At 70.9% G+C, this 23,311-nt stretch carries 22 protein-coding genes; 21 read left to right on the forward strand and 1 reads right to left on the reverse strand.

The window, feature by feature from the left end:
- Positions 1-17: 17 nt before the first annotated feature.
- From aroC to AC1DS4_RS01640, 4 genes are all read left to right on the forward strand, one after another.
- Entirely contained in the window at positions 18-1,241 is a 1,224-nt protein-coding gene (aroC, locus tag AC1DS4_RS01625) for a chorismate synthase (RefSeq protein ID WP_477612700.1), read from the forward strand.
- On the forward strand, positions 1,235-1,771 hold the full coding sequence (locus tag AC1DS4_RS01630; RefSeq protein WP_477632045.1) for a shikimate kinase: 537 nt from the start codon (positions 1,235-1,237) through the stop codon (positions 1,769-1,771). The genes aroC and AC1DS4_RS01630 overlap by 7 nt, the downstream gene beginning before the upstream one ends.
- The gene (gene aroB, locus AC1DS4_RS01635) at positions 1,768-2,841 is read left to right on the forward strand and encodes a 3-dehydroquinate synthase (protein ID WP_477632046.1); all 1,074 of its coding nucleotides are present in this window, start codon (positions 1,768-1,770) and stop codon (positions 2,839-2,841) included. The genes AC1DS4_RS01630 and aroB overlap by 4 nt, the downstream gene beginning before the upstream one ends.
- A gap of 82 nt (positions 2,842-2,923) precedes the next feature.
- A complete protein-coding gene (locus tag AC1DS4_RS01640; protein ID WP_477632047.1) occupies positions 2,924-3,796 on the forward strand; it encodes a dioxygenase family protein in 873 nt (290 codons plus the stop codon).
- 74 nt (positions 3,797-3,870) lie between these two features.
- Here AC1DS4_RS01640 and AC1DS4_RS01645 read toward each other — a convergent pair whose 3' ends face one another.
- Positions 3,871-4,839: an aldo/keto reductase gene (locus tag AC1DS4_RS01645; RefSeq protein ID WP_477632048.1), complete on the reverse strand. Its 969-nt coding sequence runs from the start codon at positions 4,837-4,839 to the stop codon at positions 3,871-3,873.
- A gap of 251 nt (positions 4,840-5,090) precedes the next feature.
- Here AC1DS4_RS01645 and efp point away from each other — a divergent pair, with 251 nt between their 5' ends.
- From efp to AC1DS4_RS01730, 17 genes are all read left to right on the forward strand, one after another.
- On the forward strand, positions 5,091-5,651 hold the full coding sequence (efp, locus tag AC1DS4_RS01650; protein ID WP_477632049.1) for an elongation factor P: 561 nt from the start codon (positions 5,091-5,093) through the stop codon (positions 5,649-5,651).
- Complete coding sequence (gene nusB / locus AC1DS4_RS01655; protein WP_477612706.1) at positions 5,652-6,065, forward strand: transcription antitermination factor NusB; 414 nt, start codon at positions 5,652-5,654, stop codon at positions 6,063-6,065.
- A 131-nt stretch (positions 6,066-6,196) separates the two neighbouring features.
- Positions 6,197-6,841, forward strand: coding sequence for a bifunctional pyr operon transcriptional regulator/uracil phosphoribosyltransferase PyrR (gene pyrR / locus AC1DS4_RS01660; protein WP_477613413.1), 645 nt, complete (start codon positions 6,197-6,199; stop codon positions 6,839-6,841).
- Positions 6,838-7,854 (forward strand): aspartate carbamoyltransferase catalytic subunit, encoded by a 1,017-nt coding sequence (locus AC1DS4_RS01665; protein ID WP_477612707.1) that lies wholly within the window; start codon positions 6,838-6,840, stop codon positions 7,852-7,854. The genes pyrR and AC1DS4_RS01665 overlap by 4 nt, the downstream gene beginning before the upstream one ends.
- A complete protein-coding gene (locus AC1DS4_RS01670; protein WP_477612708.1) occupies positions 7,854-9,143 on the forward strand; it encodes a dihydroorotase in 1,290 nt (429 codons plus the stop codon). The genes AC1DS4_RS01665 and AC1DS4_RS01670 overlap by 1 nt, the downstream gene beginning before the upstream one ends.
- A complete protein-coding gene (locus tag AC1DS4_RS01675; protein WP_477612709.1) occupies positions 9,140-9,799 on the forward strand; it encodes a PH-like domain-containing protein in 660 nt (219 codons plus the stop codon). Before AC1DS4_RS01670 ends, AC1DS4_RS01675 begins: the two co-directional genes overlap by 4 nt.
- A complete protein-coding gene (gene carA / locus AC1DS4_RS01680; protein ID WP_477612710.1) occupies positions 9,796-11,064 on the forward strand; it encodes a glutamine-hydrolyzing carbamoyl-phosphate synthase small subunit in 1,269 nt (422 codons plus the stop codon). The genes AC1DS4_RS01675 and carA overlap by 4 nt, the downstream gene beginning before the upstream one ends.
- Positions 11,064-14,429, forward strand: a complete 3,366-nt coding sequence (gene carB / locus AC1DS4_RS01685) for a carbamoyl-phosphate synthase large subunit (RefSeq protein ID WP_477632050.1) — start codon at positions 11,064-11,066, stop codon at positions 14,427-14,429. Before carA ends, carB begins: the two co-directional genes overlap by 1 nt.
- On the forward strand, positions 14,426-15,331 hold the full coding sequence (locus AC1DS4_RS01690; protein WP_477612712.1) for a dihydroorotate dehydrogenase electron transfer subunit: 906 nt from the start codon (positions 14,426-14,428) through the stop codon (positions 15,329-15,331). Before carB ends, AC1DS4_RS01690 begins: the two co-directional genes overlap by 4 nt.
- On the forward strand, positions 15,331-16,287 hold the full coding sequence (locus AC1DS4_RS01695) for a dihydroorotate dehydrogenase (RefSeq protein ID WP_477612713.1): 957 nt from the start codon (positions 15,331-15,333) through the stop codon (positions 16,285-16,287). The genes AC1DS4_RS01690 and AC1DS4_RS01695 overlap by 1 nt, the downstream gene beginning before the upstream one ends.
- Before the next feature lie 2 nt (positions 16,288-16,289).
- Positions 16,290-17,144, forward strand: coding sequence for an orotidine-5'-phosphate decarboxylase (gene pyrF / locus AC1DS4_RS01700; protein ID WP_477612714.1), 855 nt, complete (start codon positions 16,290-16,292; stop codon positions 17,142-17,144).
- Between the two features lie 240 nt (positions 17,145-17,384).
- A complete protein-coding gene (mihF, locus tag AC1DS4_RS01705) occupies positions 17,385-17,702 on the forward strand; it encodes an integration host factor, actinobacterial type (protein ID WP_179420118.1) in 318 nt (105 codons plus the stop codon).
- Complete coding sequence (gene gmk / locus AC1DS4_RS01710) at positions 17,699-18,283, forward strand: guanylate kinase (RefSeq protein WP_477612715.1); 585 nt, start codon at positions 17,699-17,701, stop codon at positions 18,281-18,283. The genes mihF and gmk overlap by 4 nt, the downstream gene beginning before the upstream one ends.
- A 67-nt stretch (positions 18,284-18,350) precedes the next feature.
- Positions 18,351-18,614 (forward strand): DNA-directed RNA polymerase subunit omega, encoded by a 264-nt coding sequence (gene rpoZ, locus AC1DS4_RS01715; protein WP_140737392.1) that lies wholly within the window; start codon positions 18,351-18,353, stop codon positions 18,612-18,614.
- Between the two features lie 41 nt (positions 18,615-18,655).
- The gene (gene coaBC / locus AC1DS4_RS01720; RefSeq protein ID WP_477612716.1) at positions 18,656-19,915 is read left to right on the forward strand and encodes a bifunctional phosphopantothenoylcysteine decarboxylase/phosphopantothenate--cysteine ligase CoaBC; all 1,260 of its coding nucleotides are present in this window, start codon (positions 18,656-18,658) and stop codon (positions 19,913-19,915) included.
- Positions 19,916-19,997: 82 nt separating this feature from the next.
- Complete coding sequence (gene metK, locus AC1DS4_RS01725) at positions 19,998-21,218, forward strand: methionine adenosyltransferase (protein WP_477612717.1); 1,221 nt, start codon at positions 19,998-20,000, stop codon at positions 21,216-21,218.
- A gap of 26 nt (positions 21,219-21,244) precedes the next feature.
- Entirely contained in the window at positions 21,245-23,293 is a 2,049-nt protein-coding gene (locus tag AC1DS4_RS01730; protein WP_477632051.1) for a primosomal protein N', read from the forward strand.
- Positions 23,294-23,311 lie beyond the last annotated feature (18 nt).

Raw genomic sequence — 23,311 nt, forward strand, 5'->3', positions numbered from 1 at the left:
CATGGGAGGATCGGGACATGCTTCGCTGGTTGACCGCAGGTGAGTCCCACGGCCCGGCCCTCCTCGCGACGATTGAGGGTCTCCCGGCCGGGGTCGAGGTGACGACCAAGGACGTTGCCGCCGCACTGGCCCGCCGTCGACTCGGCTTCGGCCGTGGCGCTCGGATGAAGTTCGAGCAGGACGACGTCGAGTTCCTCGGAGGACTGCGCCACGGCGTGACCATGGGGTCCCCTGTCGCCATCCGGATCGGCAACACCGAGTGGCCGAAGTGGGAGACGGTGATGTCCCCCGACCCCGTGTCCGAGGAGGCCTACGCCGCGTCCGACGACGTGAACGCCGAGAAGGAGGTCGCCCGCAACCGACCCCTGACCCGACCGCGCCCGGGCCACGCCGACCTCGTCGGCATGCAGAAGTACGGCTTCGACGACGCGCGGCCGGTGCTCGAGCGGGCCTCCGCTCGCGAGACGGCCGCCCGGGTCGCCCTGGGTGAGGTGGCGTCCCGCTTCCTCGACCAGGCCTATGGCATCCGGCTCGTCTCGCACACGGTCGCCATCGGCGCCGCGGGCGTGTCCGAGGACGCACCGCTGCCGACCCCCGACCAGGTCGAGCAGATCGACGCCGACCCCGTGCGCACCCTCGACCCTGCTGGCTCCGCGGCGATGGTGGCCGAGGTCGAGGCGGCCAAGAAGGACGGCGACACCCTCGGCGGCGTCGTCGAGGTCGTGGCCTACGGGCTGCCGCCGGGCCTGGGTTCGCACGTCCACTGGGACCGGCGGCTCGATGCCCAGCTCGCCGCGGCCCTCATGGGCATCCAGGCCATCAAGGGTGTGGAGGTCGGCGACGGCTTCCGCACCGCAGCCCGTCGTGGGTCTGCTGCCCACGATGAGATGGAGCGCGACGCATCCGGAGTCATCCAGCGGCGCACCGGACGGGCCGGGGGCACCGAGGGTGGCATGTCGACCGGTGACGTCCTGCGCGTGCGTGCCGCGATGAAGCCCATCTCGACAGTGCCCCGCGCCCTCGACACCGTCGACACCACGGGCGCCGAGGCGGCCAAGGCGATCCACCAGCGCTCAGACGTGTGCGCGGTGCCGGCGGCCGGAGTGGTGGCCGAGGCGATGGTGGCCCTCGTGCTCGCGCAGGCCTGCCTCGAGAAGTTCGGTGGGGACTCGGTGACCGAGACGGCTCGCAACCACGCGGCATACCTCGCCTCCATCCCCGAGGCGATGCGCACGTGGTGAATGGCACAGCCGGACCCCGCGTGGTCCTGATCGGGCCGCCCGGGGTGGGCAAGAGCACGATCGGCCGCCGTCTCGGCAAAGCTCTCGACCTTGCCTGGCACGACACCGACCGCGCCGTCGAGGCAGCCGCGGGGCAGTCGATCGCAGACGTGTTCGTCGACCACGGCGAAGCCCACTTCCGCGAGCTCGAGCGCGCCGAGGTGCTGCGCTCCCTGGCGCAGGAGCCCGGGATCCTGTCGGTCGGAGGCGGAGCGCCGATGGACCCCGAGGTGCAGGCCGCCCTGGCCGGGCACACCGTGGTCTTCCTCGACGTGGGCATCGCGGACGCCGCGCGACGGATCGGGTTCGACGCCAGTCGCCCGCTGCTCATGGTCAACCCCCGGGCGAGCTGGACCAAGATGATGAACGAGCGCCGACCGACCTACCAGCGGCTGGCCACCCTGAGGGTCGACACGGCGGGCCGCAAGCCCGCCGCCGTGGTCGAGGAGATCCTGGCGTTCCTCGGCGCACCCACTGGAGGGCAGGCATGAGCACCACCCGCATCAGCGTCGGAGGGGACTACGACGTCGTCATCGGCACCGGCCTCCTCGACGAGCTGCCCGGACTGGTCGGCGAGGGAGTCCAGCGAGTGCTCGTGGTGCACCCGCGGGCACTCGCGGCCACGGGCGAGGGCGTGCGCGAAGCGTTGGTGGCCAAGGGTTTCGAGGCGTATGCCGCGGAAGTGCCTGACGCCGAGGAAGCCAAGACCGCGCAGGTCGCCGCCTTCCTGTGGGGTGTCCTGGGACAAGCCGGGTTCACCCGCTCCGACGCCATCGTGAGCGTCGGGGGAGGGGCGACCACCGATCTCGCGGGGTTCGTCGCGGCGACCTGGCTGCGCGGCATCAGGGTCGTGCACGTCCCCACGACCCTGCTCGCCATGGTCGATGCGGCCGTGGGCGGCAAGACCGGGATCAACACACCCGAGGGCAAGAACCTCGTCGGGTCGTTCCACCCCCCGGCCGGGGTGCTGTGCGACCTCGCGACGCTGGAGACCTTGCCGACCCATGACTTCGTGGCCGGGCTGGCAGAGGTCGTCAAGTGCGGTTTCATCGCCGACCCCGTCATCCTCGACCTGGTCGAGGCCGACCCCGACGCAGTGAAGCGGGCCGACGGTCCGCACGTCCGAGAGCTCATCGAGCGCGCCGTCCAGGTCAAGGCGGACGTGGTCTCGCAGGACCTCAAGGAAGCCGACCTGCGCGAGATCCTGAACTACGGCCACACCTTCGGGCACGCGGTCGAGCAGGTCGAGCGCTATGCGTTCCGGCACGGGGCCGCGGTGTCCATCGGGATGGTCTACGTCGCCGAGCTCGCCCGCCTCGCGGGGAAGATGGACGACGCCCTGGTGGAGCGGCACCGGTCGATCCTGGGTTCGCTGGGTCTGCCGGTGTCCTACCGGGGCGACAGGTGGCCGCAGCTGCTGGACGCGATGAGGCGCGACAAGAAGTCGCGCGGGTCGCTGCTCCGGTTCGTCATCCTGTCCGGGCTGGCCAGACCGGTCCGGCTCGAGGGGCCGGATCCTGCCCTGCTCCAGGCTGCGTACGCCGAGATAAGCCGCGACTGACCAGCAGCCCAACCTCGGGGCTCACAGACAGCGCACAGCAGCCACACAAGAGGTGGATGGCCGGATCGCCCACAGTGGGGGCATGAGCGCGAACCGGAATTCAGAGGATCACGGCGTCGACCACTTCGGCAACGCCCACGACGACCGACACGACCGTGGCCTGGAGTTCGACGTGGCGACGCTGCTGGGCCGTCGGCGAGTCCTGGGCCTGCTCGGCGGGCTCGGCGCCGGAGCGGCGCTGGCCGCGTGTGGGACGTCCGCCGGCTCGGGCACCTCCGCCTCCACCACGAGCAGCGCTTCGGGTTCCAGCGCCTCAGGCACGACGCCGAAGGCCGAGGTGCCCGACGAGACCGGAGGGCCCTACCCGGGCGACGGCTCGAACGGCCCCAATGTCCTCGACGACTCCGGCATCGTGCGCTCCGACATCACCACCAGCTTCGGTTCGTCGACGACCAGGGCCGAGGGCATCCCGCTCACGATCAACCTCACGGTGACCGACGCCGGCAACGGCTACGCAGCCATGCAGGGCGCGGCGGTCTACTTGTGGCACTGCAACCGCGACGGTCAGTACTCGCTGTACTCCCAGGGCGTCGAGGACGAGAACTACCTGCGCGGCGTACAGGCGACGGACGCGGCGGGGATGGCGACGTACGCCAGCATCTTCCCCGCGGCCTACGACGGGCGTTGGCCCCACATCCACTTCGAGGTGTACTCGTCGGTGGACGACGCGACGAGCAGCGGCCAGATCGTCAAGACCTCGCAGATCGCCCTTCCCGAGGCGGCCTGCAAGGAGGTCTACGCGACCACGGGCTACGAGGCCAGCGTCCAGAACCTCGCCCGGACCTCCTTGACCCAGGACATGGTGTTCGGCAACGACGGCGGGATCTACCAGCTCGCCACCGTCACCGGAAACACCACCGACGGCTATGTGGCCAACCTGACGATCGGTGTCTGACCCCGCCGTCGCACCTCAGCACGCAGGGGGTATGCCGTGTCGTCACCCGGTGCCCCTCGCTGAGGCGTCGCCGCTCAGAGCTCGTCGAGCGCGACGAGGTCAGCGGCGGTGGGCTGCCAGCCCGCGGCGCGGGCGTTGCGGGTCACCTGCTCCGCGGTCGTCGCCCCGGCGATGACCGACGTGACGGCCGGCTGCGCGGCGAGACCGCCGATGGCGACGTCCAGCAGCTCGACGTCGCGCTCGGAGGCGAAGCCCTGCAGCGCCTCGACCCGGTCCCAGTCCGCTTCCGCGAGCCACCCGGCCCGGTCTGACTCCAGCGCCGCGCGCGAACCCTCAGGCGCGACTGCACCTCGCCGGTACTTTCCCGTGAGCAGGCCACGGGCCAGGGGGAAGAACGGCAGGATGCCGAGCCCGAAGCGTTGGCAGGCAGGCGTCACCTCGTCCTCGACCGAGCGGTCGAGGAGCGAGTACTCGTTCTGGACGGACACGAAGGAGGCCAGACCCGCCGTCGACGACGTCCAGGAGGCGTCGGCGACCTGCCAACCGTCGAAGTTCGAGCAGCCGAGGTAGAGCACCTTGCCCTCGCGGACCAGGTCGGTGAGCGCTTCCAGGGTCTCCTCGAGCGGAGTCAGCGGGTCCGGCCGGTGCAGCTGGTACAGGTCGATGTGGTCGGTCTGCAGCCGGCGCAGGCTGGCCTCGACCGCGCGACGGACGTAGCGGCGCGAACCCAGCGCTCCGAAGTCCTCGCCGTTGGCCCCCTGCATGTCCATCCCGAACTTGGTCGCCAGCACGAACTCGTCCCGCTGACCCCGCAGTGCCTCGCCCAGCATCGACTCGCTCTGCCCGGGCTCGCCTCCGTAGATGTCGGCGGTGTCGAGCAGCGTCACGCCGGCGTCGCGGGCGGCGGACAGGATCGAGCCCACCCCGACCTGGTCCACTCTGCGGCCGAAGGCGTTGCAGCCCACGCCGAGGGCACTGACCATGAGGCCGCTCGACCCCAGCGCGCGGTAGCTCATGTCCTGGGCGGTGTCCGTGGCTGTCATTCACCCAGCCTAGGCGTGCGGTCCAGCCGACCTCGGGCGGTTACCGACCCGGGCTGGCTGCGTGGGGTGGGCTGTGGGGTCGGGTGGGGCTGCGCAGCGATTCGGGGGAGCGTGCGGCCGACGGCTAGACTGTCCGGCGATCCCACCCCCGAACCTTTCCGGGACTGCCGCGCGCGCTCAGCCATGCGGCATACCGGCTCGTGGACTGAGTCCTGACCAGTCTGCGCACCCAAACAGAGAGTGACACCCGCATGGCATCGACCAACGACCTCAAGAACGGCATGGTCCTCAACCTCGAGGGCCAGCTGTGGGCCGTCGTGGAGTTCCAGCACGTCAAGCCCGGCAAGGGCCCGGCCTTCGTGCGCACCAAGCTCAAGCACGTCCTGTCCGGCAAGGTCGTCGACAAGACGTTCAACGCGGGGCTGAAGGTCGAGACCGCCAACGTCGACCGGCGTGACATGCAGTACGTCTACAAGGACGGTACCGACTACGTCTTCATGGACGGGTCGACCTACGACCAGATCCACATCCCGGAGAGCGTCGTCGGCGACGTCGCCAACTACCTCCTGGAGAACCAGAGCGCCCAGGTCGCGACGCACGAGGGCACCGTCCTCTACGTCGAGCTGCCCACCTCGGTCGTCCTCGAGATCACGTACACCGAGCCGGGCCTGCAGGGCGACCGCTCCACCGGTGGCACCAAGCCCGCCACCCTCGAGACCGGCGCGACGATCAACGTCCCGCTGTTCCTCGAGCAGGGCGCCAAGGTCAAGGTCGACACCCGCGACGGCTCCTATCTGGGGCGCGTCAACTAAGTGGGCGCACGGACGAAGGCACGCAAGCGCGCGATCGACCTCCTGTTCGAGGCCGAGAACCGAGGGCTGAACGCCCGCGACCTGCTCGCCGAACGACTCGCGAAGCCGGTCACCGAGGCACCGCTCAGCCAGTACACCTCCGACCTGGTCGAGGGCGTGGTCGCCCACTGGACCGACATCAACGAGCTGCTCTCGACCTACTCGCAGGGCTGGACCCTCGAGCGGATGCCCAGCGTCGACCGCGCGATCCTGCGCCTCGGGGCGTACGAGGTGCTGTACGCAACCGAGGTCCCCGAGAACGTCGCGATCGCCGAAGCCGTCGAGCTGGCCAAGAGCCTGTCCACCGACGACTCGCCGAAGTTCGTCAACGGCCTGCTCGGTCGCCTCGCCGAGGTCAAACCCACCCTCGCCTGAGCTCTGCGCACCGAACGCGTGGTGCGCCTCGGCGGGCCGGTATGCCGCGTGGTCCCGGCACCGGGTAGAGTCACCCGCGAAAGACATCCTTTAACGACCTGTCCTGTGAGGCAGGGAAGGAGGTCCTGACGCTGATGCGTCCTGACTTTGCTGCACCTGCGGCGGTTGAACCCACCGTTCCCGCCTCCCTCTCCGTCGACGCTTCCGGCAGCGCCGGCAATGACTCGGACAGCGACTCCCGTACGGTCATGACCGAGGCCGACGTGGCCCGTGTGCTGCGGCGGATCGCGCACGAGATCCTCGAGCACAACAAGGGCGCCGCCGACCTGGTCGTGCTGGGCATCCCGACCCGGGGGGTCGCGCTGGCGCGCCGGCTGGCCGCCCTGATCGAGGAGGTCGAGGGAGTCCCGGTGGCGGTCGGTGCCCTCGACGTCACGATGCACCGTGACGACCTGCGCAGGCAGCCGACCCGCAGCCCGATGCACACCGACATCCCCGCGAGCGGGATCGACGACAAGGTCGTGGTGCTCGTCGACGACGTGCTCTACTCCGGGCGCACGGTCCGCGCCGCACTGGACGCGCTGTCCGACCTCGGTCGTCCGCGCATCGTGCGCCTCGCCGTTCTCGTCGACCGGGGTCACCGTGAGCTGCCGATCCGCGCCGACCACGTGGGCAAGAACCTGCCCACCTCGAGCACCGAGAAGGTGCGAGTCCGCCTGAGCGAACCCGACCACGTCCAGGACCAGGTCACCATCGCCGGAGGGGACGCCCGATGACCGCCACCACCTCCACCGCCAGCGCCACCCCCACGACGCGCGAGCAGCAGGTGGGCCCCCGGCACACCAAGCGGCACCTCCTGTCGTCCGCTGACCTGTCCCGCGAGCAGGTCCGGGCCATCCTCGACACCGCGTCCGAGATGCACGGCGTCCAGCAGCGTGAGGTCAAGAAGCTCCCGACGCTGCGCGGACGCACGGTCGTGAACCTGTTCTTCGAGGACTCGACCCGCACGCGCAGCTCCTTCGAGATCGCCGGAAAGTGGCTGTCGGCCGACGTCATCAACATCAGTGGCAAGGGTTCGTCGACGTCCAAGGGGGAGTCGCTGCGCGACACCGTCCTGACGGTGGCGGCGATGGGAGTCGATGCCCTCGTGATCCGCCACCACGCGAGCGGCGCCGCCCACCAGGTCAGCCAGTGGGTCGACGCGCACGTCATCAACGCCGGGGACGGGATGCACGAGCACCCGACCCAGGCCCTGCTCGACGCCTACACGATGGAGCGCCGCCTCGGTGACCTCGAGGGCCGACACGTCGTCATCGTCGGCGACCTGACCCACTCACGGGTGGTGCGCTCCAACCTGATCACGCTCAAGACGCTCGGCGCACGGGTCACGCTCGTCGCCCCGCCGACCCTGATGCCCAGCGGCATCACGACGTGGGCGCAGGCTGACGGCTTCGCGCTGTCGCACGACTTCGACGCGGTCCTGCCCACCGCCGACGCGGTGATGATGCTGCGGGTCCAGCGCGAACGGATGAGCGGCGGGTTCTTCCCGACGGCCCGCGAGTACACCGTCGGCTACGGCCTCACGCGCGCGCGGCTCGATGCCCTCATGGCGGCCAACCCCGACGCGGTCATCTGCCACCCGGGCCCGATGAACCGCGGCCTCGAGATCGCGGCCGACGCCGCCGACGGGGCCCAGTCGCTGATCCTCGACCAGGTCAGCGCGGGCGTCGCGGTGCGGATGTCGGTGCTGTACCACTTGCTTGCCGGCAACGAGGGAGAGGACAGCTGATGGCCACGCTGCTCGTCACGGGGGCGGACCTTCTCGGGTCGGGCGCCCAGGACCTGCTGATCGAGGACGGGCTCATCACCGAGGTGGGGTCGATCCGCTCGGCCAAGGGCGCCGATGTCCTGGACGCCGACGGACTGGTCGCGCTCCCGGGTCTGGTCGACCTGCACACCCACCTGCGCGAGCCCGGCCGCGAGGACGCCGAGACGATCGGCTCGGGTTCGGCCGCGGCGGCTGTCGGCGGCTTCACGGCGATCCTCGCGATGGCCAACACCAGTCCCGTGACCGACACTGCCGAGGCGGCCGAGCGCATCCTCGACCTGGGGCGCGCGGCCGGGCTGGTCGACGTCGTGCCCGTCGGCGCCGTCACCAAGGGGCTCGACGGCGAGGAGCTCGCCGAGCTCGGGCTCATGCACCGCTCCCGTGCACGGGTGACGGTCTTCTCCGACGACGGCCACTGCGTCCATGACGCTCGAGTCATGCGCCGCGCCCTGGAGTACGTCCGCGCCTTCGGTGGCGTCGTCTCCCAGCACGCCCAGGACCCCCACCTCGCCGGTCCGCACGCCTGCGCGCACGAGGGCGAGCTCTCGGGCCGCCTCGGTCTGCCCGGGTGGCCCGGCATCGCCGAGGAGTCGATCGTGGCCCGCGACGTCATGCTGGCCCGGCACACGGGTTCGCGGGTGCACGTCGCGCACGTGTCGACTGCCGGCACCGTGGAGGTCATCCGGTGGGCCAAAGCCCAGGGGATCGCCGTCACCGCGGAGGTCACGCCCCACCACCTGGTCCTCACCACCGACCTGCTCGCGGGCTACGACCCCACCTACAAGGTGAACCCGCCACTGCGCCCGCAGGAGGACGTCGACGCCCTGCGCGCCGCGCTCGCCGACGGCACCATCGACGCGGTGGCCACCGACCACGCACCACATGCCCGGCACGACAAGGAGCACGCTTTCGTCGACGCGGCGTTCGGCATGCTCGGGCTCGAGACGGCGCTGTCGGTGGTGAGCGACGTGATGGTGGGCGGTGGCCTGCTCGACTGGGCGGGTGTGGCGCGCGTGATGTCGCAGGCGCCGGCCCGCATCGCAGGGCTGACCTCCCACGGCCAGGCGCTCGTCGAGGGCTCGCCGGCGCACCTGACGCTGGTCGACCCGACGGCCACCGTGACGGTCGACCGCAGCTCGTCGCTGTCGTTGTCCCGCAACAACCCCTGGCACGGGCGCACCCTGCGGGGTGCTGTGCACGCCACGGTCTTCGCCGGTCGAGTGACGGCCCAGAAGGGAGCCATCGCGTGACCCGACTGCAAGCCGTGGGCGTGATGCTCGTGGCCCTCGGCCTGATCTATGCCCTGCTGTATGCCGCGTGGTTGCGCAAGCGGCGCGAGCACGAGTCCGCGGCCATCGCGCTGGAGCGCAACCGCACCACGCGCGACCACGCCCTGGAGGCTCCCGCCCTCAAGGAGAAGCCCCCGCAGGTCATCGCGGAGGGAACCTACGTGAGCACCACGACGGCCGAGAGCAGGCTCGAGCGGGTGACGGTGGATGGCCTCGGCAACCGTGCCAAGGCGACCCTCATCGTCAGTCGCGGAGACGTCGACGAGCTGGTCCGCATCGACAGGCAGGGCGAGGCCACCATCATCATCCCGGCCGCCCGACTCATCTCCGCCCGCCGGGAGCGCGGCATGGTCGGCAAGTTCGTCGGCGCCAACCGCCTCGTGGCGCTGCAGTGGCGGGCCGAGAACGGGGACGTCTACGAGACCGGCTTCCTGCCCCGTTTCAAGGCGGACGTCGAACGGGTCGAGTCGGCCCTGTGGTGGCACACGGGTGACTCGCCAGACGGCCCCGACAGTACCGAGAGCACCGAGAGTGCCGTGAGTGCCGGCGGCGCCGAGACGACCCAGGCCGACGAGGCGCCCACCGATCCCGAGACCGAACGAAAGACGACACCATGAGCGCCGCTGCACACGGGTTCGACCTGGCCACTGCTCTTGACAGGGCCCCCGCCCTCCTCGTCCTCGAGGACGGTCGCACCTTCCGGGGGGACACCTACGGCGCCACGGGCCAGACGGTCGGCGAGGCGGTCTTCTCCACGGGGATGACCGGCTACCAGGAGACCCTGACCGACCCGAGCTACCACCGGCAGGTGGTCGTCATGACGGCCCCCCACGTCGGTAACACCGGCGTCAACGACGAGGACAACGAGTCGGGCAGGTTCTGGGTGGCGGGCTACGTCGTGCGCGACCCCGCGCTGCGCCCGTCCAGCTGGCGCTCCCAGCGGTCGCTCGAGGACGCACTGGTCGAGCAGGGAGTGGTGGGCATCAGCGGGATCGACACCCGTGCCCTGACCCGGCACCTGCGCGAGCGGGGTGCGATGCGGGTCGGCATCTTCTCGGGGGAGCGGGCAGGGCTGCCGGTGACCGAGCTGGTCAACGCCGTCCAGCGGGCTCCGCTGATGAAGGGGGCCGCGCTGGCGGCCGAGGTGAGCACCAAGGAGACCTACGTCGTGCCGGCCGTCGGGGAACGACGGTTCACCGTGGCCGCACTCGACCTCGGGATCAAGGCGATGACCCCGACCCTGATGGCGCAGCAGGGCATCGAGGTCCACGTCCTGCCCGCCTCCTCGACGATCGAGGACATCCGTGCGGTGGGGGAGGACGGCCCCGACGGGGTGTTCTTCTCCAACGGGCCCGGTGACCCGGCGACCGCCGATGCCGAGGTGGCTGTGCTTCGCCAGGTGCTCGACTCGCGCATCCCGTTCTTCGGCATCTGCTTCGGCAACCAGCTGCTCGGGCGGGCCCTGGGTTTCGGCACGTACAAGCTGAAGTACGGCCACCGGGGCATCAACCAACCGGTGCTGGACCGCAGCACCGGCAAGGTCGAGGTCACGGCCCACAACCACGGCTTCGCCGTCGACGCCCCGACCGACCGTGAGGTGCCCGCGCCCGCCGACGAAGCCGACGGCACGGCATACGGACGGGTCCGGGTGTCGCACGTGTGCCTCAACGACGACGTCGTCGAGGGGCTGGAATGCCTCGACGTGCCTGCCTACTCGGTCCAGTACCACCCGGAGGCGGCCGCGGGGCCGCACGACGCCGGCTACCTCTTCGACCGTTTCGTGACACTGATGGAAAGCAGGAGTATGAGCTCGCCAGACATTCGGGGCCCCCGTGAAGTATCGGAGCGAGGCACGAGCGCAGAACTTCGTGGGGTGAATTGATGCCCAAGCGCGACGACATCAAGAGCGTTCTCGTCATCGGCTCCGGCCCGATCGTCATCGGCCAGGCCTGCGAGTTCGACTACTCCGGCACGCAGGCCTGTCGGGTCCTGCGCGAGGAGGGCATCAGGGTGATCCTGGTCAACTCCAACCCGGCCACCATCATGACCGACCCGGAGTTCGCGGACGCGACCTACGTCGAGCCGATCACCCCTGACATCGTCGAGGCGATCATCGCCCGCGAGCGCCCGGACGCGGTGCTCGCGACCCTCGGTGGGCAGACCGCCCTCAACTGCGCGATCGCCCTGCACGAGTCCGGCGTCCTGGAGAAGTACGACTGCCCCCTCATCGGCGCCAACGTCGAGGCGATCCAGCTCGGCGAGGACCGCGAGAAGTTCAAGGGGGTCGTAGAGCGCTGCGGCGCGGAGTCGGCAAAGTCTCTGATCTGCCACACGATGGACGAATGCCTCACTGCCGCAACCGAACTCGGCTATCCGGTCGTTGTCCGCCCGTCGTTCACCATGGGTGGCCTCGGCTCAGGCTTCGCCTACGACGAGAAGGATCTTCGCCGCATCGCCGGAGACGGCCTGCAGTACTCACCGGTCACCGAGGTGCTCCTCGAGGAGTCGATCACCGGCTGGAAGGAGTACGAGCTCGAGGTGATGCGCGACCACGTCGACAACGTCGTGGTGGTCTGCTCGATCGAGAACCTCGACCCGATGGGTGTGCACACCGGTGACTCGATCACCGTGGCGCCTGCGCTGACCCTGACCGACCGCGAGTACCAGCGGCTGCGCGACATCGGCATCGCGATCATCCGCGAGGTCGGTGTCGACACCGGTGGCTGCAACATCCAGTTCGCGGTCAACCCGGTCGACGGCCGGATCATCGTCATCGAGATGAACCCGCGGGTGTCACGGTCGTCCGCGCTGGCCTCCAAGGCGACCGGGTTCCCGATCGCCAAGATCGCCGCGAAGATGGCCATCGGCTACACCCTCGACGAGGTGCCCAACGACATCACCCGCGAGACGCCGGCGTCGTTCGAGCCCAGCCTCGACTACGTCGTCGTCAAGGTGCCGCGGTTCGCGTTCGAGAAGTTCCCGGCCGCCGATCCGACCCTGACCACCACGATGAAGTCGGTGGGTGAGGCGATGTCGATCGGCCGCAACTTCACCGAGGCGCTGCAGAAGGCGCTGCGGTCGATGGAGCGCAAGGACAGCACCTTCCACTGGGACGGCCCGACCCCCAGCGAGGAGCAGGCCCGCACCTTCCTGCACTCCGCCAGGACGCCCACGGACGGGCGCATCGTCACCGTCCAGCAGGCGATGCGCGGCGGCCTGTCCGTCGAGGAGGTCCACGAGGCCACCGGCATCGACCCGTGGTTCCTCGACCAGATGGCGCTGGTCAACGCCATCGCCGACCGGGTCGTCGCCGCGCCCGAGCTCACGCCGACCCTCCTGCGGCTGGCCAAGCGGCACGGCTTCAGCGACGTGCAGCTCGCCTCGTTGCGGGGTATGCCGGAGGCGGTCGTCCGCGGCGTGCGGCACGCCCTCGGCGTGCGCCCGGTCTACAAGACCGTCGACACGTGTGCGGCGGAGTTCGCTGCCACGACGCCGTACCACTACGGCACCTACGACGAGGAGACCGAGGTGGCGCCGCGGGAGAAGCCCGCTGTCCTCATCCTCGGCAGTGGTCCCAACCGGATCGGGCAGGGCGTCGAGTTCGACTACTCGTGTGTCCACGCCAGCTTCGCCCTGCGCGAGGCGGGCTACGACACCGTGATGGTCAACTGCAACCCCGAGACCGTTTCCACGGACTACGACACGAGCAGCCGGCTCTACTTCGAACCGCTGACCCTCGAGGACGTCCTCGAGGTCGTGCACGCCGAGCAGCAGGCCGGCCCGGTCGCCGGGGTCATCGTCCAGCTCGGCGGCCAGACGCCGCTGGGTCTGGCCAAGGCTCTCAAGGAGGCCGGCGTCCCCATCGTCGGCACCAGCCCGGAGGCCATCGACCTCGCCGAGGACCGCGGTGCCTTCGGCCGCGTCCTGGCCGAGGCGCAGCTGCCGGCACCCAAGCACGGCACTGCCTACAGTGCCGCCGAGGCGGTGGAGGTCGCCCGCGAGATCGGCTACCCCGTCCTCGTGCGCCCCTCCTACGTCCTCGGCGGACGCGGCATGGAGATCGTCTACGACGACGAGACCCTGGCCACCTACGTCACCCGGGCCACCGTTGCGAGCCCCGAGCACCCCGTCCTCGTGGACCGGTTCCTCGACGACGCGATCGAGATCGACGTGGACGCGCTCTACGACGGCACGGAGATGTACCTCGGCGGGATCATGGAGCACATCGAGGAGGCCGGCATCCACTCCGGCGACTCGGCCTGCACCCTGCCGCCGGTGACGCTCGGTGTGGCCGAGCTGGAACGCGTCCGCGAGGCGACCCTCAAGCTCGCCGAGGGCATCGGCGTGCGCGGCCTGATGAACGTCCAGTTCGCGCTGGCCCAGGACATCCTCTACGTCCTGGAGGCCAATCCCCGCGCGTCGCGCACCGTCCCGTTCGTGGCGAAGGCGACCGGGGTCCCCGTCGCCAAGGCAGCGGCCAGGGTCATGCTCGGGGCCACCATCAAGGAGCTCCGCGCGGAGGGGCTGCTGCCGCCGCACGGCGACGGGGGCTCGATGCCCGCCCACGCCCCGGTGGCTGTCAAGGAGGCCGTGCTGCCCTTCAAACGGTTCCGCACGCGCGACGGCCAGGTCGTCGACAGCCTGCTCGGCCCCGAGATGCGCTCGACCGGTGAGGTCATGGGCATCGACCAGGACTTCGGGACGGCGTTCGCCAAGGGAATGCTCGCGGCCGGCTCCGGGCTGCCGCGCGAAGGCAGGATCTTCGTCTCGGTCGCCAACCGCGACAAGCGCGCGATGATCTTCCCGGTCAAGCGGCTCGCCGATCTCGGTTTCACGATCGTGGCCACGACGGGCACCGCGGATGTCCTGCGGCGCAACGGGATCCCGTCCCAGGTCGTCCACAAGCACAGCGAGCGATCGGAGGGCGACGAGAGCATCGTCGACCTGATCCTTGCCGGCGAGATCGCCATGGTGGTCAACACCCCCAGCGGCCCCAACGCGCGCGCAGACGGTTACGCCATCCGCGCTGCCACGACGTCGATGGACAAGCCGATCGTCACCACGGTCCAGGAGCTGGCGGCGGCGGTGCAGGGCATCGAGGCGCAGATGCACGGCGTGTTCACCGTGAAGCCGTTGCAGGAGCACGCCCGCGACCTCGACCTCTACGGCACCGGCACCGGCAAGGGAGCGGTCCGGCCGGGCAGCTCGGCTTCCGCGTCCGGCGTCGGGGCGGGCGGGGTCGCGTGAGCGCGGCGACCACGCGGCATACCTCGCAGGGCTCTGGCGTGGTGCAGGTGACCGGCGAGCTGATCGCGACCCGACGGGTCGGCGCCTACCACCACCTCACCTTCGTGGCCCCCGGGCTGGCCGAGCTGGCCCATCCGGGTCAGTTCGTGGCCCTCGCCGTGGGTGGTGACACGAGCGCCACCCTGTTGCGCCGGTGCTTCTCCATCCACAAGGTGAGCCCGTCGGGCACCTACGGCGGCACCGTCGACGTCGTGATCTCGGCCGTGGGGCCGGGCACCCGATGGCTCAGCACGCTGCGCGCCCACGACGAGGTCGACATCGTCGGGCCGCTCGGGCGCCCCTTCCCGCTGCCCAAGGAGCCGGTGGCCTGCGTGCTCGTCGGCGGCGGCTACGGCAGCGCCCCGCTGTTCTGGCTGGCCGAGGCGCTGCGCGCTCGGGGCTGCCACGTCGAGATGGTCCTGGGGGCCGCCACCGAGTCCAAGCTGTTCGGCGTCGTCGAGGCACGGCGCTACGCCGACGGTGTCTCGGTCACGACCGACGACGGTTCGGCCGGGACCAAGGGCTGGGTCTCCGACGTGCTGCCGGAGGTCATCCGGCGCACCGGTGCCTCGGTCGTCTACGGCTGCGGACCCATGGGCATGCTCAAGTCGATCACGGACGTCGCTGCCGCCGAGGGCGCGGTCGCCCAGGTGGCCGTCGAGGAGTCGATGGCGTGCGGCGTGGGTGTGTGCATGACCTGCGTCATGCCCGTCACGGGGAACGACGGGGCCACGCGGATGGTGAGGTCCTGCGTCGAGGGGCCGGTGTTCCGCGGGGACCGCGTGCGGTGGGACGCCTTCGCCGACGGGGTATGCCGGGTGCCCGCCGACACGGTCGGCGCGCCCCGGGTGGGCGGTCACTGATGGCGGTCGACATGTCGGTGCGGCTCGGGTCGGTGACGCTGCCGAGCCCGATGATGACGGCCTCGGGCTGCGCGGCGAACGGTCGCGAGCTGGCGCGGTTCTTCGACATCCGCGAGCTGGGCGCCTTCGTCACCAAGTCGGTGATGGCCGACCCGCGGTCGGGACGTGGCACACCGCGGATGGCCGAGACCCCCGCCGGCATGCTCAACTCGATCGGCCTCCAGGGGCCCGGCATCTCCGCGTTCGTCGACAAGGACCTCGCCTGGCTCAAGCAGGCCGGGGCCCGCACCCTGGTCTCCATCGCCGGCAACACCAGCGGCGAGTTCGCCGACGTTGCCGCGACCCTGCGCGCGAGTGACGCCTTCGACGCGGTCGTGGGCGTGGAGGTCAACATCTCCTGTCCCAACGTCGCCAACCGCGGCCTCGTCTTCGCCTGCGACCCGATGGCCAGTGCCAAGGTCGTCGCACTGGTGCGCGAGCAGCTGCCGCGGGACATCCCCATCTTCGCCAAGCTCACTCCCGACGTGACAGACATCGTCGGTGTGGCCCAGGCCTGTGTGAAGGCGGGTGCCGACGGGCTGACCATGATCAACACGTTGCTGGGCATGGTCATCGACACCGACCGGCTGCGGCCGCAGGTGGCAGGGGTGACAGGCGGCCTGTCTGGGCCGGCGATCCGGCCGGTGGCGGTCCGCGCCATCTGGCAGACACGGGCCGCGATGCTCGAGGGGCGACTGCCGACAGTGCCGATCATCGGGGTCGGCGGGGTGCGCACCGGACGGGACGCGCTGGAGCTGGTGGCGGCAGGCGCGAGCGCGGTGCAGGTGGGCACAGCGACGTTCAACGACCCCAGCGCACCGGTGCGAGTGGGTCGCGAGCTGGCAGAACTGTTGCAGGACAAGGGATTCGAGCGACTCACCGATGCAGTCGGTGTCGCCCACGGGAGGTTGGCGTGACCATGACGGAGCTGACGTTCGGACAAAGGCTGCGCGGGGCGATGGACTCCCGTGGCCCCCTGTGTGCCGGGATCGATCCCCACCGCGCCCTGGTCGAGTCGTGGGGGCTCGGATACGACGTCGACGGACTGGCCGCCTTCACGGACACGTGCGTCGAGGCCTTTGCCGGACACGTCGGGGTGGTGAAGCCGCAGTCGGCCTTCTTCGAGGTGTTCGGGTCGCGAGGGGTCGCCATCCTGGAGCGCGCCATCCTCGCGCTGCGTGAGGCGGGCACCCTCGTGATCCTCGACGCCAAGCGAGGCGACATCGGCTCGACCATGGCGGCCTACGCCGAGGCCTATCTCGGCAAGGACGCCGTCGCGCCCGCCGATGCCGTCACGGTGAGCCCCTACCTGGGGTTCGAGTCCCTGCGGCCCGCCCTGGACCTGGCGGCCCAGACCGGCAGGGGCGTCTTCGTCCTGGGCCTGACGTCCAACCCCGAGGGTCGCTCCGTGCAGCACGCCCGGCTGCGGGACGTCAGCGTCGCCGAGTCGATGGTGGCTGGTGCGGCCGGTGAGAACGCCGCCGCCCGCGAGCGCGGCGAGCTGGGCAGTGTGGGGCTCGTGGTCGGGGCGACGGTCGGCTCTGCCGTCCAGGAGCTCGGTCTCGACCTAGCCGGGGCCACGGCACCGCTCCTCGCGCCCGGGGTCGGCGCCCAGGGCGGCACGAGCGAGGACCTGCGGCGCGTGTTCGGGGACGCCCTGCCCAACGTGCTGCCCGCCAGCAGCCGCGACGTCCTCAACGCCGGACCGGACGTGGCAGCCCTGCGTGACCGCGCCATGGGCACGAACGACTCCTTGGCCGCCCTCCTGCAGTGAGCTTTCCCGCGAGCACCGCTCCGAGCTTTTCCGCACTGCGTCCCGCACCGAGTCCCGCACTGAGCTGCCCGCGCTGAGCACGGCGCTGGACGCACCGAGCTTCGCCGAGAACGCTGAGGTCAGGCCCTGTGACCGGCGCCATGGAGCCTCGAGGGGAAACCCGGCCTCGCGGTTGCTAGAGTCGGAAGACATCACCCAGACACGAACCCGTGCCGACCCGCTTGCGCAAGGAGTACCACCGTGGCCCTTCCCCCGTTGACCCCGGAGCAGCGTGCGGCGGCCCTCGAGAAGGCTGCCGTGGCCCGCCGCGAGCGAGCTGCGGTGAAGAACCGGCTGAAGTACGCCCAGGGTTCGCTCAAGGAGGTCATCGCCGACGGCAAGGCCAACGAGGTCGTCGGCAAGATGAAGGTCTCCGCGCTGCTCGAGTCGATGCCCGGGGTGGGCCGGGTCCGTGCGCGCCAGATCATGGAGGAGGTCGGCATCTCCGAGAGCCGCCGCGTCCGTGGCCTGGGTGCCAACCAGATCTCCGCGCTGCTCACCCGCTTCGACGAGGCGTGAGCCGACGCGCTTCCGTCGGCGAGGACCGCCCCCGGCGGCTCGTCGTCCTCGCGGGTCCCACCGCCGTGGGCAAGGGCACCCTGTCCGCCCACGTCCGCGACAACTTCCCCGAGGTCTGGCTCTCGGTCAGTGCCACTACCCGCAGCCCGCGCCCGGGGGAGGTCGAGGGCGTCCACTACCACTTCGTCGACGAGGCCGAGTTCTCGCGGATGGAGCAGGCCGGAGAGCTGCTGGAGTCGGCGGTCGTGCACGGTCGCAACCACTACGGGACGCCGCGCGCTCCGGTGGAGCGGGCGCTGCGCGAGCACAGGATGGCACTGCTCGAGATCGACCTCCAGGGCGCCCGCCAGGTCCGGGACACCATGCCCGAGGCCTTGTTCGTCTTCCTCGCCCCACCCAGCTGGGACGAGCTCGTGCGCCGGCTGGTCGGTCGCGGCACCGAGGACGCGGAGGAGCGGGGCCGTCGGCTGGACACCGCGAAGGTCGAAATGGCCGCCGAGGACGAGTTCGACGTGACCATCGTCAACGACGACGTTCGTCGTGCGGCGGAAGAACTCGTATCATTGATGCGATCGCACTGACGCCCGGCGTCAGAAGCTGAGCCAACCGTCCAGAAGCTGAGTCAGTCCAACAGAATTGAGTACCCCCGTGTCTGGAACCGTCGCCAACCCGATCGGCATCACCAACCCGCCGATCGACGACCTGCTCACCAAGGCCGACTCCAAGTACGCCCTGGTGATCTACTCGGCCAAGCGCGCCCGCCAGATCAACGCGTACTACAGCCAGCTGCAGGAGGGCCTGCTCGAGAACGTCGGCCCGCTCGTCGACAGCCAGGTCCACGAGAAGCCGATGTCGATCGCCCTGCGCGAGATCAACGAGGGCCTGGTCATCTCCACGCCGATCGAGAGCTGAGCCCGGACGCGGGCCGGACGAGAGCAGGGGACAGGGGCGCCATGGCGCGCATCGTCCTGGGGGTCAGCGGCGGGATAGCGGCCTACAAGGCCTGCTCGCTGCTGCGCCTGTTCACGGAGGCGGGGCACGACGTCACCGTCGTGCCGACCGAGTCGGCCCTGCAGTTCGTCGGAGCCCCCACGTGGGAGGCCCTGTCGGGCAAACCCGTGCACACCGGGGTGTGGGACTCGGTGCACGAGGTGCCCCACGTCCGCCTGGGGCAGACGGCCGACCTGGTCGTCGTCGCGCCCGCCACCGCCGACCTGCTCGCGAAGGCCGCGCACGGTCTGGCCGGCGACCTGCTCACGAACGTCCTGCTGACCGCGCGCTGTCCCGTGGTCATGGCGCCGGCGATGCACACCGAGATGTGGGACCACGCAGCCACCCAGGCCAACGTCTCCACCTTGGCCGAACGCGGCATACACATCATCCCGCCCGCGTCGGGGCGCCTCACCGGCGCCGACACGGGCCCGGGCCGCCTCCCCGAACCCGAGACCTTGTATGCCGTGTGCGAGCGGATCCTCGCCCACCCCGAACCCCACACCCATCGTGGGACTCCCGCTACGACCTCCGAGCTCGCCGGTCGCAGGGTCGTCATCACGGCCGGAGGCACGCGAGAGCCGATCGACCCGGTGCGGTTCCTCGGGAACCGCAGCTCGGGCAAGCAGGGCTACGCCCTCGCCGCCGTGGCGGCCCGCCGCGGAGCCACGGTGACCCTGCTCGCCGCGAACACGTCCTTGCCGGCACCGTCGGGAGTGACCATCGTGCCGGTGTCCACCGCGCTCGAGCTCCAGGCGGCGGTGGAGGTGGCTGCCAAGGACGCCGACGTCGTGGTGATGGCCGCAGCGGTGGCCGACTTCCGACCGGCGCACTACGTGGACGCCAAGATCAAGAAGACGTTCGGTGCGCCGGGCGCTCCCGAGCCGGAGTCGGCGCCGACCATCGAGCTGGTTCGCAACCCCGACATCCTCGCCGGTCTGGTGGAGTCGCGAGGCGAGGAGGCCAGCCCTGTCATCGTCGGGTTCGCCGCCGAGACCGGCGACGACCAGGCCGGGGTCCTCGAGCACGGCCGCGACAAGCTGGCCCGCAAGGGGTGCGACCTGCTCGTCGTGAACGAGGTGGGCGCCGACAAGACCTTCGGCCAGGACGACAACACCGTCCACATCCTGAGGCAAGGCTCCAGCCACGTCACCGAGGCGGGACCGGCCTCCAAGGAGCTGGTCGCCGCCGTAGTGTGGGACGCCGTCCAGGAGATCCTCTGACCTAGGTAGACTCTCGGGGTCGCGCGGCCAGTTGCCGCCGCGCCCAGCATCGTCAGCATTCGCTGCTCCAAAGGAGAAATGAGTGTCCGCTCGCCTGTTCACGTCCGAGTCCGTCACCGAGGGCCACCCGGACAAGATCTGTGACCAGATCTCCGACGCGATCCTCGACGCCATGCTCGACCAGGACCCGGGCAGCCGAGTCGCGGTCGAGACGATGGTGACCACCGGGCTGGTCCACGTCGCCGGCGAGGTCACCACCGAGGCCTACGTCGAGATCCCCAAGATCGTGCGCGACACGGTGCTCGGCATCGGCTACGACTCCTCCACCAAGGGTTTCGACGGCGCTTCCTGCGGTGTCGAGGTCTCGATCGGCCAGCAGAGCCCCGACATCGCCCAGGGCGTCGACACGGCGTACGAGAACCGCACCGGTGGCGTCGACCCCCTCGACAAGCAGGGCGCGGGCGACCAGGGCCTGATGTTCGGCTACGCCTGCGAGGACACCGCCGAGCTGATGCCGCTGCCCATCCACCTCGCGCACCGGCTGGCCGAGCGCCTCACCACCGTGCGCAAGAGCGGCGAGGTCGCCTACCTGCGCCCGGACGGCAAGACCCAGGTCACCATTGGGTACGACGGCGACAAGGCCGTCCGGCTCGACACCGTCGTCCTGTCCACGCAGCACGCCGAGGACATCTCGCTCGACGGACTGCTCCAGCCCGACATCATCGAGCACGTCATCAAGCCCGTCCTGGCCGAGCTGGCCGACGAGGGCACCGAGCTCGACCTCTCCGACTACCGCACCTTGATCAACCCGACCGGCAACTTCGTCATCGGCGGCCCGATGGGTGACGCCGGCCTCACCGGTCGCAAGATCATCGTCGACACCTATGGCGGCATGTCCCGCCACGGTGGCGGCGCGTTCTCCGGCAAGGACCCGTCGAAGGTCGACCGCTCAGCCGCCTACGCCATGCGCTGGGTCGCCAAGAACGTCGTCGCCGCAGGGCTGGCCCGTCGCTGCGAGGTTCAGGTCGCCTACGCCATCGGCAAGGCCCAGCCTGTCGGCCTCTACGTCGAGACGTTCGGCACCGAGAGCGTGCCGGTCGACACGATCCAGGCCGCGATCTCCAAGGTCTTCGACCTGCGCCCGGCCGCGATCGTCCAGGACCTCGACCTGCTGCGCCCGATCTACAAGCCGACGGCTGCCTACGGCCACTTCGGCCGCACGCAGGCAGGGCACGTGGAGAACCCCTTCACGTGGGAGCGCACCGACCGCATCGACGCCCTGCAGAAGGCCGTCAAGGACTGACGGCACCCTCCGCTAGGTTCGCTCCCGTGAGCGGACAGGAGGGCGAGACCGAGCAGCTGGAGCTGATCCGCTCCGCGCTGCCACGGACCCGCACGCCTCGCACCGAAGCCACCGCGTCCACCGACCCGGTGGCTTCGGTCGTCGTCGACACGGGTCTGGCCCACCTCGACCGGCCCTTCGAGTACCTCGTGCCCGAGGCGATGGCCGACACGGCACTGCCCGGCACCCGCGTCAAGGTGCGCTTCGCCGGTCAGGACCTCGACGGTTTCGTCGTCGCGCGGGCGGCTGCCGCCGAGCACGAGGGCCGGCTCGCGCCCATCCGGCGCGTCGTGTCGCCGGAGCCCGTGCTACGCCCCACCCAGCTCCGAGTCGCCACTGCCGTCGCGACACGCTGTGCGGGCTCGCTCGGTGACGTGCTCCGGCTCGCGGTGCCCCCACGGCACGCAGCAGCCGAGAAGGCCCTTGCGCTGGAGCCCCCCACCCCTGACCCCCTTCCCCACGTGAGCGGTCCGGGAGGCGCGTGGGGCAGGTATGCCGCGGGGCCGGCATACCTGTCGCGGCTGGCCGCGGGGGAGTCGCCGGCGGCGTCGTGGCTGGCGGTGCCCACCACCGACCCGACGCAGGACTGGCCGTGCGCCCTGGCGGCCGCGGCGGCGGCGACGCTGGCGGGCGGGCGGGGAAGTGTCCTCGTGGTGCCGGACCACCGCGATGTCGGGCGCGTGGACGCGGCGCTCACCCAGGCGCTCGGCCCGGGGCGACACGTGCGGCTGACGGCCGACCAGGGACCGCAGGCGCGCTACACCGCGTGGCTCAAGGTGCTGCGTGGGCACGTGTCCGTGGTCGTGGGCACCAGGGCCGCCGCGTTCGCGCCCGTGCGCGACCTCGGGCTCGTCGCGTGGTGGGACGACGGCGACGACCTGTTGGACGAGCCCAGGTCGCCCTACCCCCACGTCCGTGACGTGCTCCTCACGCGCGCCGACGTCGAGGGAGCCGCGGTCCTCTCGGGAGGGTTCACGCGCACCGTGGCCGTCCAGCGACTCGTCGACACCGGCGAGCTGCGGACCATCACGGGAGGTGGCCTCCGCGGAGCTGCCCCCCGCGTGCAGGTGGCCGGCGAAGGCGTCGAGATCGAGCGGGACGCCGCGGCGGCTTCGGCACACCTGCCTTCCATCGCCTGGCGAACCGCCAAGGCTGCCCTCGAGTCCGGCCCGGTCCTCGTGCAGGTGCCCCGCCGCGGCTACGTCCCCTCGCTGTCCTGCCAGACCTGTCGCACTGCCGTCCGTTGCGCCCACTGCGCCGGCCCCGTCGCCCTGCGCTCCAGGCAGGCCGAGCCGGCCTGCCGCTGGTGTGGGCGAGGAGTGGGACGGTTCGAGTGTCGGCACTGCGGCGGCCGCGAGCTGCGCTCGTCGGTGGTCGGAGCACGGCGGACGGCCGAGGAGCTGGGCAGAGCCTTCCCCGGCGTGCCCGTGCACACCTCTGGAGCCGGTGCCGTGCTCGACCGCGTCGCTGCGGTCCCTGCCCTCGTCATCGCCACACCGGGTGCCGAGCCCGTGGCCGAGGGGGGGTATGCCGCGTGCCTGCTCCTCGACGCGTGGGCCAGTCTCGACCGCCCCACCCTGGACGCGGGGGAGGAGGCGTTGCGTCGCTGGGTGGCCGCTGGTGCCCTCACACGCGGTGCGGCGGCGGGAGGTCAGGTCGTGCTCTGTGGGGCACCCACCCACACGACGCTGCCGGTCGTCGAGGCCCTGGTGCGTTGGGACCCCGCCTGGTTCGCAGCCCGTGAGCTCGCCGAACGCCAGGAGCTCTCCCTGCCCCCCACGGTGGCGATGGCGGCCCTGACCGGGGACCGTCGCGCTCTCGAGGCCGCCCTGCGGCTTGCTCACCTGCCGGCCGAGGTGGACCAGCTCGGTCCGCTGCCGGTGGCTGACGACGCGGTGCGGATCCTGCTGCGAGCCCCGCTCGAGCAGCGCCCCGCCCTGGCCGCCGCTCTGGTGGCGATGAAGGCGGTGCGCAGCGCCCGCAAGGAGAAGGCCAGCATCCAGGTCCGGATGGACCCGCGCGACCCCGCCACCTGATCCGCGTTCCAACGGTCG

The organism is Pedococcus sp. P3_C7, from assembly GCF_056402615.1.